Annotated in this window: 17 protein-coding genes, 1 tRNA gene and 1 other RNA gene; 2 read left to right on the top strand and 17 right to left on the bottom strand. The window is 41.2% G+C overall.

Translation table 11 applies throughout. The features are described 5' to 3' along the window. Positions 1–17 precede the first annotated feature (17 nt). The 15 genes from rsmI to dnaX form a co-directional block, all read right to left on the bottom strand. A complete protein-coding gene (gene rsmI / locus N693_RS0104880) occupies positions 18–890 on the bottom strand; it encodes a 16S rRNA (cytidine(1402)-2'-O)-methyltransferase (RefSeq protein WP_025783669.1) in 873 nt (290 codons plus the stop codon). After that, positions 887–1,156, bottom strand: coding sequence for a GIY-YIG nuclease family protein (locus tag N693_RS0104875; protein WP_025783668.1), 270 nt, complete (start codon positions 1,154–1,156; stop codon positions 887–889). Before N693_RS0104875 ends, rsmI begins: the two co-directional genes overlap by 4 nt. Then, complete coding sequence (locus N693_RS0104870) at positions 1,140–1,892, bottom strand: tRNA1(Val) (adenine(37)-N6)-methyltransferase (protein ID WP_025783667.1); 753 nt, start codon at positions 1,890–1,892, stop codon at positions 1,140–1,142. Before N693_RS0104870 ends, N693_RS0104875 begins: the two co-directional genes overlap by 17 nt. A 79-nt stretch (positions 1,893–1,971) precedes the next feature. Beyond that, entirely contained in the window at positions 1,972–2,325 is a 354-nt protein-coding gene (yabA, locus tag N693_RS0104865; RefSeq protein ID WP_025783666.1) for a DNA replication initiation control protein YabA, read from the bottom strand. A 21-nt stretch (positions 2,326–2,346) separates the two neighbouring features. Further along, positions 2,347–3,165, bottom strand: a complete 819-nt coding sequence (locus tag N693_RS0104860; protein ID WP_025783665.1) for a stage 0 sporulation family protein — start codon at positions 3,163–3,165, stop codon at positions 2,347–2,349. Further along, a complete protein-coding gene (holB, locus tag N693_RS0104855; RefSeq protein WP_025783664.1) occupies positions 3,158–4,165 on the bottom strand; it encodes a DNA polymerase III subunit delta' in 1,008 nt (335 codons plus the stop codon). The genes N693_RS0104860 and holB overlap by 8 nt, the downstream gene beginning before the upstream one ends. Before the next feature lie 55 nt (positions 4,166–4,220). Continuing rightward, positions 4,221–4,661, bottom strand: a complete 441-nt coding sequence (locus N693_RS0104850) for a YaaR family protein (RefSeq protein WP_025783663.1) — start codon at positions 4,659–4,661, stop codon at positions 4,221–4,223. 21 nt (positions 4,662–4,682) lie between these two features. Next, the gene (locus N693_RS0104845; RefSeq protein ID WP_025783662.1) at positions 4,683–5,012 is read right to left on the bottom strand and encodes a cyclic-di-AMP receptor; all 330 of its coding nucleotides are present in this window, start codon (positions 5,010–5,012) and stop codon (positions 4,683–4,685) included. A 47-nt stretch (positions 5,013–5,059) separates the two neighbouring features. Next, positions 5,060–5,689, bottom strand: coding sequence for a dTMP kinase (gene tmk, locus N693_RS0104840; protein ID WP_025783661.1), 630 nt, complete (start codon positions 5,687–5,689; stop codon positions 5,060–5,062). Then, the gene (locus N693_RS0104835) at positions 5,682–7,130 is read right to left on the bottom strand and encodes an aminotransferase class I/II-fold pyridoxal phosphate-dependent enzyme (RefSeq protein ID WP_025783660.1); all 1,449 of its coding nucleotides are present in this window, start codon (positions 7,128–7,130) and stop codon (positions 5,682–5,684) included. The genes tmk and N693_RS0104835 overlap by 8 nt, the downstream gene beginning before the upstream one ends. A gap of 104 nt (positions 7,131–7,234) precedes the next feature. Continuing rightward, positions 7,235–7,498 carry a pro-sigmaK processing inhibitor BofA family protein gene (locus N693_RS0104830; protein ID WP_025783659.1) on the bottom strand — a complete coding sequence of 88 codons (264 nt, stop codon included), beginning with the start codon at positions 7,496–7,498 and terminating at the stop codon, positions 7,235–7,237. Between the two features lie 63 nt (positions 7,499–7,561). After that, entirely contained in the window at positions 7,562–7,792 is a 231-nt protein-coding gene (locus N693_RS0104825) for a YaaL family protein (RefSeq protein WP_051508685.1), read from the bottom strand. Next, positions 7,789–8,385, bottom strand: a complete 597-nt coding sequence (gene recR / locus N693_RS0104820; RefSeq protein WP_025783657.1) for a recombination mediator RecR — start codon at positions 8,383–8,385, stop codon at positions 7,789–7,791. Before recR ends, N693_RS0104825 begins: the two co-directional genes overlap by 4 nt. 11 nt (positions 8,386–8,396) lie before the next feature. Then, a complete protein-coding gene (locus N693_RS0104815; protein ID WP_025783656.1) occupies positions 8,397–8,717 on the bottom strand; it encodes a YbaB/EbfC family nucleoid-associated protein in 321 nt (106 codons plus the stop codon). A 26-nt stretch (positions 8,718–8,743) separates the two neighbouring features. Beyond that, positions 8,744–10,528 carry a DNA polymerase III subunit gamma/tau gene (gene dnaX, locus N693_RS0104810; RefSeq protein ID WP_025783655.1) on the bottom strand — a complete coding sequence of 595 codons (1,785 nt, stop codon included), beginning with the start codon at positions 10,526–10,528 and terminating at the stop codon, positions 8,744–8,746. Positions 10,529–11,152: 624 nt separating this feature from the next. Between dnaX and N693_RS0104805 the strand changes: the two genes are divergently transcribed. Beyond that, positions 11,153–13,429: a family 10 glycosylhydrolase gene (locus N693_RS0104805; protein WP_025783654.1), complete on the top strand. Its 2,277-nt coding sequence runs from the start codon at positions 11,153–11,155 to the stop codon at positions 13,427–13,429. A 175-nt stretch (positions 13,430–13,604) separates the two neighbouring features. Here the strand turns inward: N693_RS0104805 and ffs are convergent. Then, an RNA gene (gene ffs, locus N693_RS19905) (signal recognition particle sRNA large type) lies at positions 13,605–13,872 on the bottom strand. Positions 13,873–13,999: 127 nt separating this feature from the next. Between ffs and N693_RS0104795 the strand changes: the two genes are divergently transcribed. Beyond that, positions 14,000–14,092, top strand: a tRNA-Ser gene (locus N693_RS0104795). Positions 14,093–14,278: 186 nt separating this feature from the next. On the opposite strand, the gene N693_RS0104790 is transcribed toward N693_RS0104795, so the two are convergent. Continuing rightward, positions 14,279–15,136 carry a helix-turn-helix domain-containing protein gene (locus N693_RS0104790; protein ID WP_025783653.1) on the bottom strand — a complete coding sequence of 286 codons (858 nt, stop codon included), beginning with the start codon at positions 15,134–15,136 and terminating at the stop codon, positions 14,279–14,281. Positions 15,137–15,485: the final 349 nt, after the last annotated feature.

The following is a 15,485-nucleotide window of genomic DNA, read 5'->3' as shown; positions in this document are numbered from 1 at the left end:
AGACACAGATGTTTTTTTTATTCAACGTGATATGCCTGGTAAATCTCCCGTTTACTCACACCTCGATCAACTGCCGTTTCCCGAATTGCCTCTTTTGATGTATACCCTTTTTGCTCTATCAAGAGTTCAACGTGTTCAACCGGAGTTAGCGAATTCCACCACACTTCTTCAGTTTCTGATTTCGTCTCATTTGTACCTTCTACGACTAAACAAAACTCTCCGCGAATTTCTGTTGATTCTGCCCAGTTAAGTGCTTCTTCAACCGTTCCTCTAATGAATTCTTCATAACGCTTTGTTAGTTCTCTAGCAAGAGTAATACGACGATTCGGTCCAAACTGTTCTTTCAATTCGCGCAACGTATCTTTTAGGCGATGGGGTGCCTCGTAAAAGAGTAATGTCTCTTGTCGATTCTTTAACGCTTCCAACTGAATACGACGTTTTTTCTTCTGCCGATCTAAAAAACCGAAAAACATAAATGGTTGCGTTGGAATACCGGATGCAACTAATGCACTAATGGCTGCATTCGGTCCAGGTACAGGTACGACTGGATAACCGTCTGCGATTGCTTTTTCTGCAATATCGGCACCCGGATCTGATATACAAGGCATCCCTGCGTCACTAACGAGCGCAACAGTTTTACCTTCTGCCAATAGCTCTAAAATTTTTCTCCCACCCACTTCAAGATTGTGCTCATGGTAACTCATGAAAGGCGTGTCAATTTCAAAGTGATTGGATAACTTTACAGTATTCCTCGTATCCTCAGCTGCAATCATGTCTGCTTCTTTTAAAATGCGGATAGCACGATAACTCATATCTTCCAAATTCCCAATAGGTGTACCGACTAAATACAGCACACCCTTCTCGTATTCCGCACTTTTCTGCGTGATCATTCGTCTGCCTCCTCTTGTTCCAAATACCGTTCTTTAGCGGGTCGCGTCAACTGTTTGAAACGGTACTCCGCTTGCATCGCTTCCCGCTTCGTTTCAAACTTTTCGTGATGAATGCAACGAACTGGCCTTCTTGCCCTCGTATATTTTGCTCCTTTACCTGAATTATGCATTGCAACCCTACGATCTATATCCGTTGTATAGCCTCCGTAGTAGGAGCCATCCTTACATTCAAGTACATAAAACAGATGCTCATGCTTCTGTTCCATACAACAATTTCCTCACTTCTTCAGTATACGTACCATCTTGTTGATAAACATATAGCGGCGGAAGTATCTTCAAATCAGGCTTCCCATCTTTCGTCGCTTCGATTAGCAATGTATTCGCTTCTTTGCCTTCTTTCGGATATACAAATTGAATACGCTTCGGCTCCAGCCGATTCGCCCTCATCGAAGTAACAATATCCAGTAATCTTCCTGGACGATGGACAAATGCTGCCTTCCCACCTTGCTTGAGTAATTCACTTGCAGAATGAACCGCTTGATCAAGAGTCAGTTTTACTTCGTGTCGAGCAATGGTCAGCGGTTCTTTTTGATTTTGTTCACTATGCTCATACGCTTTAAAGTAGGGAGGGTTACATGTTACTACATCGTATTGATCAAACCCGATCTTCGATGCAATACCAATGACGTCGTCACACAGCATTGTAATCTGCTGATCCAACTGATTATAAGTAATACTACGACTTGCCATATCAGCTAGTTGTTCCTGCAACTCCACCCCTATAATATCAGCGGAGGTGCGGGCACTTAAAAACAAAGGAATTGCACCATTACCTGCACACAAATCCACAATCTTCCCGCGTCTAATAGGCATATAAGCAAAACGTGCTAGAAGTACAGCATCTAGTGAAAATGAAAAAACAGATGGACTCTGGATTATTCGCAAGTCTTCTGCAAGTAAGTAATCGAGGCGTTCGTCACCTCGTAATTCAATTGGTTCCATCGGATACTCCTTTAAGAGAATAGTGACTTCATAATATAGAAAAACCGACACCTAGAAAGAAATAGGGATCGGCTATAATTCACAAATTTTGTTTACTTAGAAACGAGAGACAAAACAGGCAATCTTCACCTTTACGGGTGCTTCCATAATGGACATTGCACACGTGGAATCCCTCATTATAAATACGAGCCAAATTGTCTACGCCTTCGCCAACGTCTGCCCGTTGCGAGCGTTCTGCGTTTTTTTTGTCAGTAGCAGCTTGTTGATCCAACTCGTCCAGACGTGCGCGCAGATGATGATTCTCAAGTTGAAGTGAATGGTTTTCTTCCGTCATCTTGGCAACAAAACCGATTATTTCACGGAATTGCTTGTGCATAGAGTCGAGTTGTTGTTCGTATTCGATTACCTTATCGAGAAAGTTCCCTTCTTTCAACTTTGTCACCTCATCACTTCATCAATTAACGGGCTGTCCCGTCTTCTTCGACAGTTCTTCCCAAGCATATTCAAGTGTTTGGTCTTGGTCGGTTAACTTTACTTTCAGCAAACGCTCTAGTAAGTTTAGACCGACAACCTTCCCTGAGCCATCTGGCGTCTCAATTCGTGCACCAATATCGGGCATGAGTGCTTTAGCTTGCTCATACTCGTCGTTTTCGTATTTTAAACAGCACATCAATCTTCCACATAATCCCGAAATCTTTGAAGGATTCAATGACAAATTTTGATCTTTTGCCATTTTAATAGAAACCGGTTCGAAATCCCCTAGGAATGTGGAACAACAAAGCATTCTACCACAAGGACCAATTCCGCCCAGCATTTTTGCTTCATCTCTTACACCGATTTGGCGTAGCTCAATTCGAGTTCTGAAGATAGATGCTAAGTCCTTCACTAAGTTTCTGAAGTCGACTCGACCTTCAGCTGTAAAATAGAAAATCACTTTATTACGATCAAATGTATATTCCACATCGACAAGTTTCATATCAAGTTTGTGCTCTTGGATTTTGGCGACACATGTAGTAAATGCTTTTTGAGCATCCAGTTGGTTTTCTTCCACCTTATCCTTATCCTCTATACTAGCGGGACGAATCACTTTCTTTAAAGGCAGAACTAAGTCTGAACCATCCATATCCACCATCATGCTAACCACTTTCCCATACTCTGTACCTCGTGCAGATTCGACGATTACGTAATCATCGACTTTCAAGTCATAGTCCATTGGGTCAAAATAATGTATTTTACCCGCTTTTTTAAAGCGGATTCCTGCAACGTTATACAACGAATAACCCCTCCTGCATACTGAGCACCAATTGCTCCATTAAAAGCGTCCGGTGCATATTGCGATGCAATTGCTTTTTTGCCTGCAAAACTGATTCCAAGATTGTGGACAATTGATCATAAGTCATTTTCATTGCTAAACTTGTTATGAATTCATCTAAATCCGGGTATGCGGGTGTTGCAGACAGTCCCGCTTTCTTCGCCACGATATCACGGTACATGTACAGAAGCAAGTCCAGCCCCATCTCGGTATCTACTTTTTCTTTCAAGAATGGCGCCCATTCAGACTGGATGAGTAATAATGCGTCTGTTACGTTCAAATCGATGGCTTGAACTAATTTTACCACTGTTTTTCGCAAACTTACAAACTGCTCGTCTACTGCAAGTTCAGCAGCGCGGGTTGAATCCGCAGTTAGTGAAGTAACCGTAGCTGCAAGTGAAGGAGAAATCCCTTCAGCTTTCAAGGTTTCCAACAGCTGTTCCCGCTGTGGTGGTAGGAAAGAAATACGTTGACATCTCGACTGAATTGTTGGCAATACCATATGATAGGCATCTGTCAGCAATATTGCCGTCACATCCCCTTCAGGTTCTTCTAAAAATTTGAGGAGTGCATTAGCTGCGGCTGTATTCATTCGATGAGCTTGACCAATCATATAAATACGGCGTCCACTCTCATATCCCTTTTTCGTCATAACTGAGAGTAATCCTGCCATTTGTTCTTTTTTTATGTCTTGACCATCAGGTTCAATCGTTAAGATGTTTGGGTGATTTCCTGATGCGATGCGCTTGCAGGCGCTACATGTTTCACATGGAACATTTTCGTTTGGATGCTCACACAATAATAATTGGGCGAAGTATAATGCAGCCTCTTGTTTCCCAATCCCTTTTTCGCCATCAAATATATAAGCATGACCAATCCGATGATTGCGGTAGGCAGCACTGAATCTAGCAGCAACTGCCGGCTGTTCTGTAGCGATTCGACTGTTTAACTGCTTTTCCATACGGCTGCCTCCTTTCGTATAAAAAAGACGTTTTCTTATGTATCAGAAAACGTCCTCATGTATATAGATTGATGAGAAGTCCTTTGATTTCACCAATTTTAGCGAGAAGTTCCACGGATGATTCTTCATCTTGAAGCAATTGTTCCGCTAATTCGATTAGCTTCTGATCAATTGTTTCAACAATTTGTAACCGCCGTCCTTCTCCGTACTGGTTCCACGTATGTGACTGCTTCAGACCTAGACCGGTTTCGACAGACTCTTTTAGAAAACGTTTGACAAGCATTTTAAATTTAGCCATGTCCCGTAGGTTGCGAGACCGGGCAAGCCGGTCACCTGCGCTGGAAATGTCGCCAAGTAGACGAGTAATCTGTTCTCCATGCAGGCGTGATTCTTGTTTTTGAACCATTTGACCAAATCGCTCCCCACCTTGAGGAGACTTTAACGGGTCGTTACGCAATTTATCGAGGCCCGTGCGATACTCATTATTAACTTTCATTAAAATTCACTCCGATATGAATCAGAAATGACGGAATTGTTCAATTGGCAGAACGAAAACCGTTGCGCCACCGACTTCAACTTCAACTGGATATGGAATATAGGAGTCAGCGTTTCCGCCCATTGGTGAGACGGGAGCTACCATTTGATCACGCGAACGACAGTTATCTCGAATGAGGTCCAACGCTTTCGGAACAAGACTATCGTCTGTACCGATCAAAAACGTCGTGTTCCCTGATTTCAAAAATCCGCCTGTACTTGCCAATTTCGTTGCACGAAAGTCACCTTTCGTCAATGCCGATGAAAGTCGATTACTATCTTGGTCTTGTACTACTGCCACTATAAGTTTCACGAGGTATCTCTCCTTTTCCGCTTTCTTTTATTATATCATGAAATGGCTTAAGAAATGAATGATGCAATCGTTTTCCATACAATTTCTGTAACTTCTTCTACCGAGCCACTCGCATCAATGGGTTGAATCCGTTTTGGAAATCGTTTCTGTACGAGACGGTAACCTTCTGCGACGTCTTTATGAAATTGCAACGTTTCATTATCCAAACGGTTTTGTTCTCGTTCACCACTCCCTGCAATTCTTGCTAAACCAGCTTCCGGAGATAAGTCAAAGTAGATTGTATGATCAGGCATGAGTCCATTGATCGCAAATTCGTTTACCGCGAACACTTCATCGATACCTAGACCTCTTGCATACCCTTGGTACGCGAGAGAGCTATCCACGAACCGATCACAAAGGACAATCGCCCCCTCTTCCAGAGCTGGGATGACCTTCTCCGTTAGATGTTGTCGTCTTGCAGCGGCGTATAATAATGCCTCTGTCCTGCCATCCATTTCTTCATGATCATTATCTAAAATAATCGTCCGGATTTTCTCTGCAATTCGGATCCCGCCAGGCTCCCGTGTTAAAACCGAATATTTTCCTTGTTGTTGCAAACGGTTATGAATTTCTTTAATAACTGTCGTCTTCCCTGCGCCTTCTGGTCCTTCGAATGTGATGAAAATTCCTTTAGCCATTCCAATCTTCTCCTTGTGCACTCAACACTTCAAATTCCGTTGTTGGTCCATTTACTCTAACTGCTCCTTGAAACTTTGCCCCTGACTCCATCATATGACATACCTCTTGAATTAGCTGTGCATTCAATTGTTCTCCGCTCAAAACCAGCGGGATTCCTGGTGGGTACGGAATAATTGCTGCAGCTGCTTGAAAACCATTTGCCGACTCTGCAGGTACCCATTCCGTATCTTTCTTGGAATGGGAGCTTGTTGTAATTATCAACTTACGCGACTCTTCTTCATTTGATTCATCCTTTTCAGGAACCTGCTCAGAGTCTCTTTGCAAAAGTTGTACTGCTGACTCGACTGCTGCACAAATGGAATCTGTAGGGTATGAAATCGCTTCAGGTAACAAAGGAAGTACGAATAACACTTGGCGTTCGTCTGCGAGTTCTGTATAGATCCCCATCTCTTCCAATGAATGCTGAAGTGTATAGCCGGATTCTTCTTTTGGTCGAAGTAGAATTTTCAATGGATCTTCTGTCTCGATCACTTCAAGATCTTTTATCTTACTAAGCTGATCGATAAATTCACCACGCCACGCGAGAAATGATTGCTTGTCATCCTCTGAATAGGCAGCAATCATCGCTCGTGCATCGTCAAGAGAGGCGAGTAACACATACGATGGACTACTTGTTTGTAGCATGGAAAGTATGCGAGCCAATCGGTCTATATCTACTAACTGTGAGTTAGCATGTAGAAAAGATGCTTGGGTCATCGCGGACAATGTTTTGTGTGCCGATTGAACAACAATATCTGCACCAAGACTAAGCGCAGATACCGGAAATGGAGTACCAACTACAAAATGCGCACCATGTGCTTCATCTACAAGTACAGGTATACCCTTTTCGTGCGCTTTTTCAACAATTGTCTGCAAGTCACTACCTGTTGTTCCATAATACGTCGGGTATGTAACGATTACGCCTTTTGCATCTGGATACCGTTCTAACGCATCCTCCACAGTTGTCGTTGAAACTGCGCCTGCTGTGCAAGTTGCTTCGTCCCACTCCGGTGTAAGTAGAACAGCTTGTGCACCTGACAACTCTACTGCATGAAACACAGATTTGTGGGCGTTGCGTTGTACGAGCAACGTATCACCCGGTGCACAAACTGTACGGATCATTGCAAGGTTACCAACTGTAGAACCATTCACTAGGAAAAAGCTTTGGTCCGCTCCATATACATCTGCCAACATCATTTGTGCTTCTGCAAGCATTTCAGTAGGTGCGTGCAGATCATCCAGTCCTGTCAATTCTGTTACATCGTATCGTAGTGCAGCTTTAAGATCCTCGGGTAGTCCTGAAAGCAAGCCGTGCTTATGTCCAGGTACATGGAAAGATACGGGCTGTGACCCTATAAAGGTCTGTAGTGCCTCCACTACAGGTCTTTTTGTATGATCCATTCGTTTCTCCTCCTTCCTCATGAGATTTTGCTCCATCTTCTATGTAAAAAAAGTCAGCACACATTGGCTGACTTCGTGGTAGGACATCTTTCAACTATTCACCCTTACAAGAAAACTGCCAGGACTAGTAAAGACGCCAATCCTGGAATACCAAGCACTGCCAATAAAAAGCCTGATCCAATATTAATCGGCACGTACAATCCAACAAACCCGCCTGCGATGTTGAGGATGAATAGAATTAAAAACGCAAAAGCGAGTCTAAACCATAAAATGGACAGCTTTTCAGCAGCTGTTTGCAGTTGGGGCTTGGTCAAACGCAGAACGAAGAGCAGGACAACACCGAGTGCAAGAATTATAGCAACTTTCATAGCAGAAGTTGCCCCCTTTACAATAGACTACTAGCAGTCTATGCAAAGCAATCGTTGTTTAGTTCACTCGATGCCAAGATTTCTAATTTTAGCTTCTTTGTACAAATAGAAATGATTGCTTTCAGCGATTTTTTTTCGAATCACAACTTCCTGATCGAAATCATCCGCATACTTTTCAATCGATTTTGCCTGCTCCCACTCTTCTCGTGTATCTACCATCAATGTCCGTAACTTTTCATCGTATTCTCGTTTCAGCTTATTCTTCCTGCGAAACAGTCCCCCTGACCGTCTCACAGTTGTCGCCGCCCTTCTAAAGCTTTAGACAGCGTCACTTCATCTGCGTACTCCAGATCTCCACCAACCGGTAACCCGTGAGCGATTCGACTCGTTGGAATGCCAGACGGTTTCACAAGACGCGAAATGTACATCGCAGTTGCTTCGCCTTCGATCGTCGGATTGGTTGCTAGAATTAGCTCTTCAACTTCCTCATCTTGTAGACGCTTCAGCAAGTCGGGGACGTTAATGTCCTCAGGCCCAACACCATCCATAGGCGAAATTGCACCATGCAAAACATGATAAAGTCCTTTGTAATCACGCATTTTCTCCATGGCAATGACGTCTTTCGGGTCTTGGACTACACAAATCAAAGTGCGGTCTCGTGACTGATCCTGACAAATATGACACGGATCGATGTCTGTAATATGTCCGCAAACGGAGCAAAACCTTAGATTACGTTTGGCATCAACCAATGCTTTCGCAAAGTCGAGCACTGTATCTTCTTTCATACTCAACACAAAAAATGCCAGCCGGCCCGCAGTTTTCGGGCCGATGCCTGGCAGTTTCATAAAACTGTCAATCAGTTTAGATATCGGTTCAGGATAATGCATGGTTTTGCCTCCTAGAACATCCCTGGAAGGTTCAATCCCTTCGTGAATTGTCCCATCGTAGAGTTCGTTAATTCTTCTGCCTTTTCCATTGCATCGTTAGTTGCAATAACGATCAGGTCTTGTAACATTTCAGCATCTTCAGGATCGATAACTGATGGGTCCACGATGACTTCGACAACTTTTTTGTCGCCTGAGACGATCACTTTCACCATACCGCCGCCTGCTGAACCTTCTAAACGCTCTTCACCTAGTTTTTCTTGAGCCTCACCCATTTGCTTTTGCATCTTTTGCATTTGCTTCATCATGCCTTGCATATTTCCCATACCACGCATTCTTGTTTCCTCCTCTTTAAGTTAAGTTACTCGTCATGGACGGTAATGAATTCTTTACCAAATATTTTTTCTGCTTCCGACACGACCGGGTCTTCTTGTGTCAGTTCGGCGCCATCAAGGAACGCCGGGGGTTCTTCAGACCCCGAAACTTCGGAAGGTTCACCGCTAGTCGCGGAGTTCTCCTCTGTTTGAGATGGTTGCTTAGACATCCCACTCTTGCGGATGAAATCCTCTCTAACTTTAAGCCATCCCTCTTCAGGGACGTAAACTACGTCGTAGGCTTTGCCTGTTTGTTGACGCAACGCTTCCGCAAGACCTGAACGGAGGGATGCGTTTTCAGACGCCATGAGACAATGGATTTCATATTTGAATTTTAACACAAACGCGCTATCCGATGCTGCTACTGGCTCTGTTTCTTCCAGAAGAGCAGAATGTGAACGTTGCATCGTCTGCATCATGCGTGCCCATTCTTCCCGGATCACTTGAATGTCCTGCTTGGTCGCAGAACTGAGTACTTGATGGACTTTACCGGTCGGAATCTTGTATGCACGGGCATTGTTGGATGAATTTTTGCGTGCTGTTGGTGCTTTCTCACCTGCTTGCGAAGCATGTCCCCCACCGTTAGCAAGTTGTTGCTGCAATTCTCCAACAATCCGTTCCAGTGTAGCAATCTTTTGTTCCAGTTCAGGAGAAGCTGCTGTACCGCTTGTTCCTGAATTAGAAGTTCCACGCGTTTGCACCATCTTCAATAATGCAGATTCAATATACACTTTCGCATGATTAGAGAAACGCATTTCTTGCTGGGTTTCTCCTAGAATGTCGATATAAGCGTACAAAGTATCTGGCTCAAATGCTTGTGCCAGTGCAACGAAACGTTCATCACCCGAAACGACTTCTAGTAAGTCTGTAAGATCAGGCGCTGTCCGTAATAACAGTAAATCACGGAAGAATGTGATTAAATCCTCCGCTAGACGTGAGACATCTTTTCCTTCTGCAATGAGTCGGTTTAATAATGTCAGTGCAGCACCTGCGTCTTTCGTGAGCAAAGCTTCCGCAAGCTGGTGGAAGATATCTTCCCCAACAGATCCTGTGACGAGTAGAGCCTCTTCTGCAGTAACTCGATCACCACTGAAAGAGACAACTTGGTCCAGCATGCTGAGTGCATCCCGCATCCCGCCTGAAGCTGCTTGCGCGATTACTTTTAGCGCACTGGCGTCAGCTTCAATGTTCGCGTCTGTTAAAACATGGGTCATCCGCTCCACAATCTCTGCAGCAGTAATCGGCTTAAAGTCGAATCTCTGACAACGGGAAATGATTGTGAGCGGCAGTTTGTGTGGCTCCGTTGTTGCTAGGATGAACACCGCATGTGCAGGTGGTTCTTCCAACGTTTTCAACAGCGCATTGAAGGCTGAATTGGAAAGCATATGCACTTCATCAATAATATAGACTTTGTATTTGGACGAAGCCGGAGCATAGCGAACCTTTTCAATGATGTCCCGCATCTCTTCAACGCGAGAATTGGACGCTGCGTCAAATTCAATCACATCTGTATTCGATCCTTCTGTGATCGTCCGGCACGTCTCACATTCGTTACATGGTTCTTTGGCAGGTCCGTTTTCGCAATTCAATGCCTTCGCAAATATCTTTGCGGCACTCGTCTTTCCAGTTCCGCGGGGACCTGAAAACAAGTAGGCGTGGGTCGTTTTGTTATGGAGGAGAGCGTTTTGAAGTGTTTGTTTTACGTGTTGCTGTCCTGACATTTCGTGAAATGTCTGAGGCCGGTATACCCGGTAAAAAGCTTGATAACTCAACCGTCCGCTCCCCTTTCTTTTCGCATCATTCATTCCTACAAGTATACCACAAACCAACAAATAAGACGTTGTTTGAGAGAGGTGTTTACAAATGATTTCTTGTAGAAAAAATTTGTGTTCCCAGTGCAGTTTTTCACAGACAGGACAACTCTATTCTGAATCACTGAGTATTTCAAAATCATATTCTACCAAGGTCTCTGTTAGTTTAACTAAATAAATTCACTGTTTTTTAACAAGTTCACAATTCGTCAACTCTTAATATCTTGTACTTAAGCATAATTAATGTAATTAGCGCAGCGTGTACTTTTCTAAATAATAATCTAAAAATTAGCGTTGGCCATTTTTGGAAATAATTCGGTAAAAATAGGAAAAAAGCCACTGTTAAAATGAAATTTCTCGTGTAATCTTATCCATTGCGGGGTCCTTTTATTGGAAGATTAATAGGTTATTATCATTTTTTTGCGCAAAAGTAGTCAAAGAATCTTCGGCCTTCAAAATATGGACACCTATTTTATCGAGGCGTTAGTGGGGATAAAAAAATTCTCTTTTTCTGTACACGTTAATTATTATCCTCATCACTAAATATATGGACAAACAACTATCTTCGGGAGGAACACACTCATAATGTCTAAAAAATTTTTCGTCCGTTATCTAGCAACTTTTTTAGTTTTAGTATTGCTTATTCCAGTATTTAAAATTCAAAATGTCTACGCTAGTACAACCCATCCTAAAACTGAAATGCGTGCTGCTTGGATTGCAACCGTTACAAATATTGATATGAAAGCTGGAATGAATAAATCCTCGTATACTCAATGGGTAAAAAACACATTGGACAAACTAAAAGCCGATCATTTCAATACTGTTATTTTTCAAGCTAAACCATTAAACGATGCATTATATCCATCCAAGCTTGCACCTTGGTCTTCCTATATTACAGGTAAGAATCAAGGGACGAATCCTGGATACGATCCTTTACAAATCATGATAGATGAAGCACATAAACGTGGGTTAGAACTACATGCATGGGTAAATCCTTATCGCGTTACAATGCCTTCACAGAAATTAACTGATCTAGCTACTAATAATATTGCTCGCAAGAATCCTGGGTGGGTAGTGAAATATGGCAATCAATACTATTTGAATCCTGGTCTTCCAGAAGTACAAAAGTACTTAGTTTCTACTGTAAAAGAATTGGTAGCCAATTATGATATTGACGCTGTACACATGGATGATTATTTCTATCCTTATAAAATACAGGGTGAAACATTTAAAGATCAAGTAGCTTTTAAAAAGTATGGAGGGGCTTTCAAACAAGTTGAAGATTGGCGCCGTAATAATGTCAATCAATTAGTTAAGAATGTCTACAGTACTATCAAAGCAACAAAGCCACATGTTCAATATGGCATATCCCCGTTTGGAATTTGGAGAAACAAGGGACAAGATTCTACTGGTAGTGATACTAATGGAATGAGTAACTATGATGACATTTACGCGGATACTAGACAATGGATCAAAGATGGTAGCATTGATTACATTGCTCCTCAGATCTATTGGTCAAGAAGTTATAAAGCCGCAAATTACACTAAGTTATTAAATTGGTGGGGACACGAAGTCCAAACTTATGCAAAAGCTCATCCTGTGAACTTGTACATAGGTATGGCTGATTATAAGGTCGGAAACGATGCTGATAAAGCATGGAATAACAAAACGGAGCTTACGAATCAAGTAATTGCAAATAGAGGGAGTACTAGTGTAAAAGGACAAATGCATTTCTCATTAAGGAGTATTAACAGCAATGCTCTCGGTTATGCTACATACCTTAAACAACAAATGTATCCTTCAAAAGCTTTAACGCCTTCTGTACCTTGGAAGGGTTCTTCAATACCTGCTCGCCCAACCGATGTTACGTTAAGTAAAGAGTCTTCCGAAACAAAACTGACCATTACAGACAAAAATAGTACTCTCCCAAGAAAATACGTAATCTATCGATTTGACGGAACAAAAGAAGGCTCTTATGAAGATCCTAAAAATATTTTGGACATTGTTTATAATACAAAAGGTAATACGGTTTACGTAGATACCACAGCGAATAGAAGCAAAGTATATACGTATGGCATTAAATCCGTGTCTCATACAGGCGTTGAAAGTAAAAATGCTTTCGTTTTGAGTGACGGAATAACTGAACTCCCTACTCCGGGAGTATTTAATGATATTAGTTCGAAGCATAGAGCTTATAAAGAAATCACCTACTTAGCACAAGGCAACATAGTATCGGGTGATACTAAAGGTGATTATAATCCAAATAGACAAGTTACACGTGCGGAAGCTATGGCTATGATTGGTCGTTCTTTAAATCTCGACGGAACGAAAAGAAAAACAACCTTTAGCGATGTAAATGCTAATTCATTTGCATCGGGCTATATTCAATCTGCTGTTGATAAAAAAATTATTTCTGGTTACAACAATGGTACGTTTAAACCTAATGCACCTCTTACACGCGGTGAAATGGCTCTTATGATCAGCAGAACATTTGAATATGATTATAATAATTCTACATCTGGAGCTGCTCAAGCGCTTATAACAAGAGGAATAGCAGTTGGGTTGGAAGATGGAACGTTTGGCACAGATAAAAAGATTATTAGATCTGACTACGCAATCTTTTTAGCGAGAGCCATTGATTTTACTCTTCGTGTAAATAATCCTACTATCTCTTTTGATAGCGAAATGACTGTAAACATCGATTCTTGTATGATCAAAAAAGGACCGTCAGATAAATTTGCTCAAGTGGGTTCTTTAAAACGCAATGAAAAAGTTAGAATAGGATATCGTGTTGGAAGTTGGACACTTATTAAATCTCCTACAAATGTGATAGGATTCGTTCCACATTCCTCCTTAAATTAACTTAACCTATTAATTGAAGGTCATTACTTTACATTCTCTATGAATGCTGCTCAAAGAACTATTGAACATTTCATAAACGTTTTTGTTCAGAACTTGTTTCTAACATATAAAAATTTATCTAAAAACATGCAAAAGCCTCTCATCCACATCGGGATGAGAGGCTTTGCTATGTACGCCGTGCACCTTCCTTCGACCGCCGCACATAAGCGTTACTCTTGTCGTTGGCTCGATTTAGGCGACCCCGCGGCACATGAGAAATTCCACTTAATGCTGCTTCCTTCCGGACCTGACATGGTTCATGGGTTCCCATTGCGCGGGACCCAAATGTCAACACTACGTGCAAAAGGCAGACCCTACAATACGGACGGCCTCAGGAAAGGGATTCAGTCTTGCTAGAGCGGATTGCAAGTTATAGGGCACCGCTACCTCCCCACCTAGCACGGCAACTTTTATTATACGAGTAGCTCGTAAAAAAATCAACTTTCACCCATTTGTCTATCCCACAAAATTTTTCATTTAAAATTGTTGACTTCTTTTCTGATGCCTGATATACTATTACTTGTCTAACACGGAGGTATACCCAAGTTCGGCTGAAGGGATCGGTCTTGAAAACCGACAGGGGTGTCAAAACCCGCGGGGGTTCGAATCCCTCTACCTCCTCCATACATAATTTTTAGATCTAAACAATAGAAAAAAGCTGTCCACCGAAAAGGGAAACCTTATTGTGGACAGCTTTTTGTTTTGTAGATTAACCTACTACGCCCTAACTTTTCAAGATAAATAAGCCATACTTGTGTAAGATGATAGTATCGTCCTCCTTGAAAACGCTAATGTGTCCAGTTTACATTCTTAAACTTCGGAATATAGATTAATTTCAACTGTCGCCATTTGTAATAGCGCATATTCTTCTAAAACAGTTAAAAGTTCCATCCCCTTTTGAACCCACGGGAATCCGTTTTGATTTAAACAGTTTAAACAAATACCTTTACGCACATAACAAACAGCTAATTGTAAATACGCCTTTTGTTTTTTTGATAAAATAATCGCTGTTTCAATCTCTTCCAATGCCTCTACATAGCATTTTTCTTTTATTAGCATTAGCGAAATATTTACACAGAAGTTTATTTTTAAACGCTGTATGTTTTGAAAATCCCCGTACCGTTCAATACTTTTAAATGCTAATTTTTTTATTTCAAGCATTGTTTCAAGTGGAAAAAAGTAAAAAATCGAATTTAATAAGTATAAATCAGAAAAGTAAAACTGATTTCTATCTGAAAGTCTTCTCCATACACTTGAGACAGTTGTTTGAAGCATTCTTGTATCAGCAGTATATAGGAGTATTAAAAAAGCCTCGCATAAAGATTTAATATCAGTAATTAATTGGTCGTTTTTTTTGTGTAAATAGCTTACTGCCATATTTAATAGCTCTTTTATATTTTCTTCATTATTGTAAGAAGTTGAAATGAATTTCTTGAATATCGCATCTTTTTCAGTATGCTTGAAACCATTTTGAATATATAAGACTTCTTCAAATGTTACTTCTATATTTTCGAGTATACTAGTTAAAGACGAGTAAGTAATTTCTGTTTTGTTTAACTCGAATTTCGAATAAGCACTTTGAGTCATTACTCCATCAACTACATATTTTTGTGTGAAATCTTTATCACTTCTAATCCTTTTAATAGTTGAACCTATATTTGTCTGCATCTACTAACCCCCTCAAATAGTCATTTGCGACTTTTATAAAACCTTTCTATACTAGTAGAAGTATCATCACATTGAGTGGAACTATTTTTACAAAGATAGGAGGTGCCAACCATGTTAGATTTCATTATTTCGATGTTAGATATTTGGTTTATTGGTGGTGGTTAAGATCTTTGAAACTAAAGTACAACAACCTTGTAAATGATTCTTAAAATGGGCACTCCTTTTTTCAAATGCTTATTTAGGTTACATTGTACAATTTAAAGACTGAATATTACAATTAATCAACCTGCTTTTTTCTAACTTATTTACAAAGATGGACCGAACACGTAACTTAGATATCATTTGTCGG

Origin of the sequence: Sporosarcina sp. D27, from assembly GCF_000586555.1 — a bacterium.
In the GTDB taxonomy this organism is placed as follows: domain Bacteria; phylum Bacillota; class Bacilli; order Bacillales_A; family Planococcaceae; genus Sporosarcina.
This window is presented reverse-complemented; position numbering and strand designations above follow the sequence as displayed.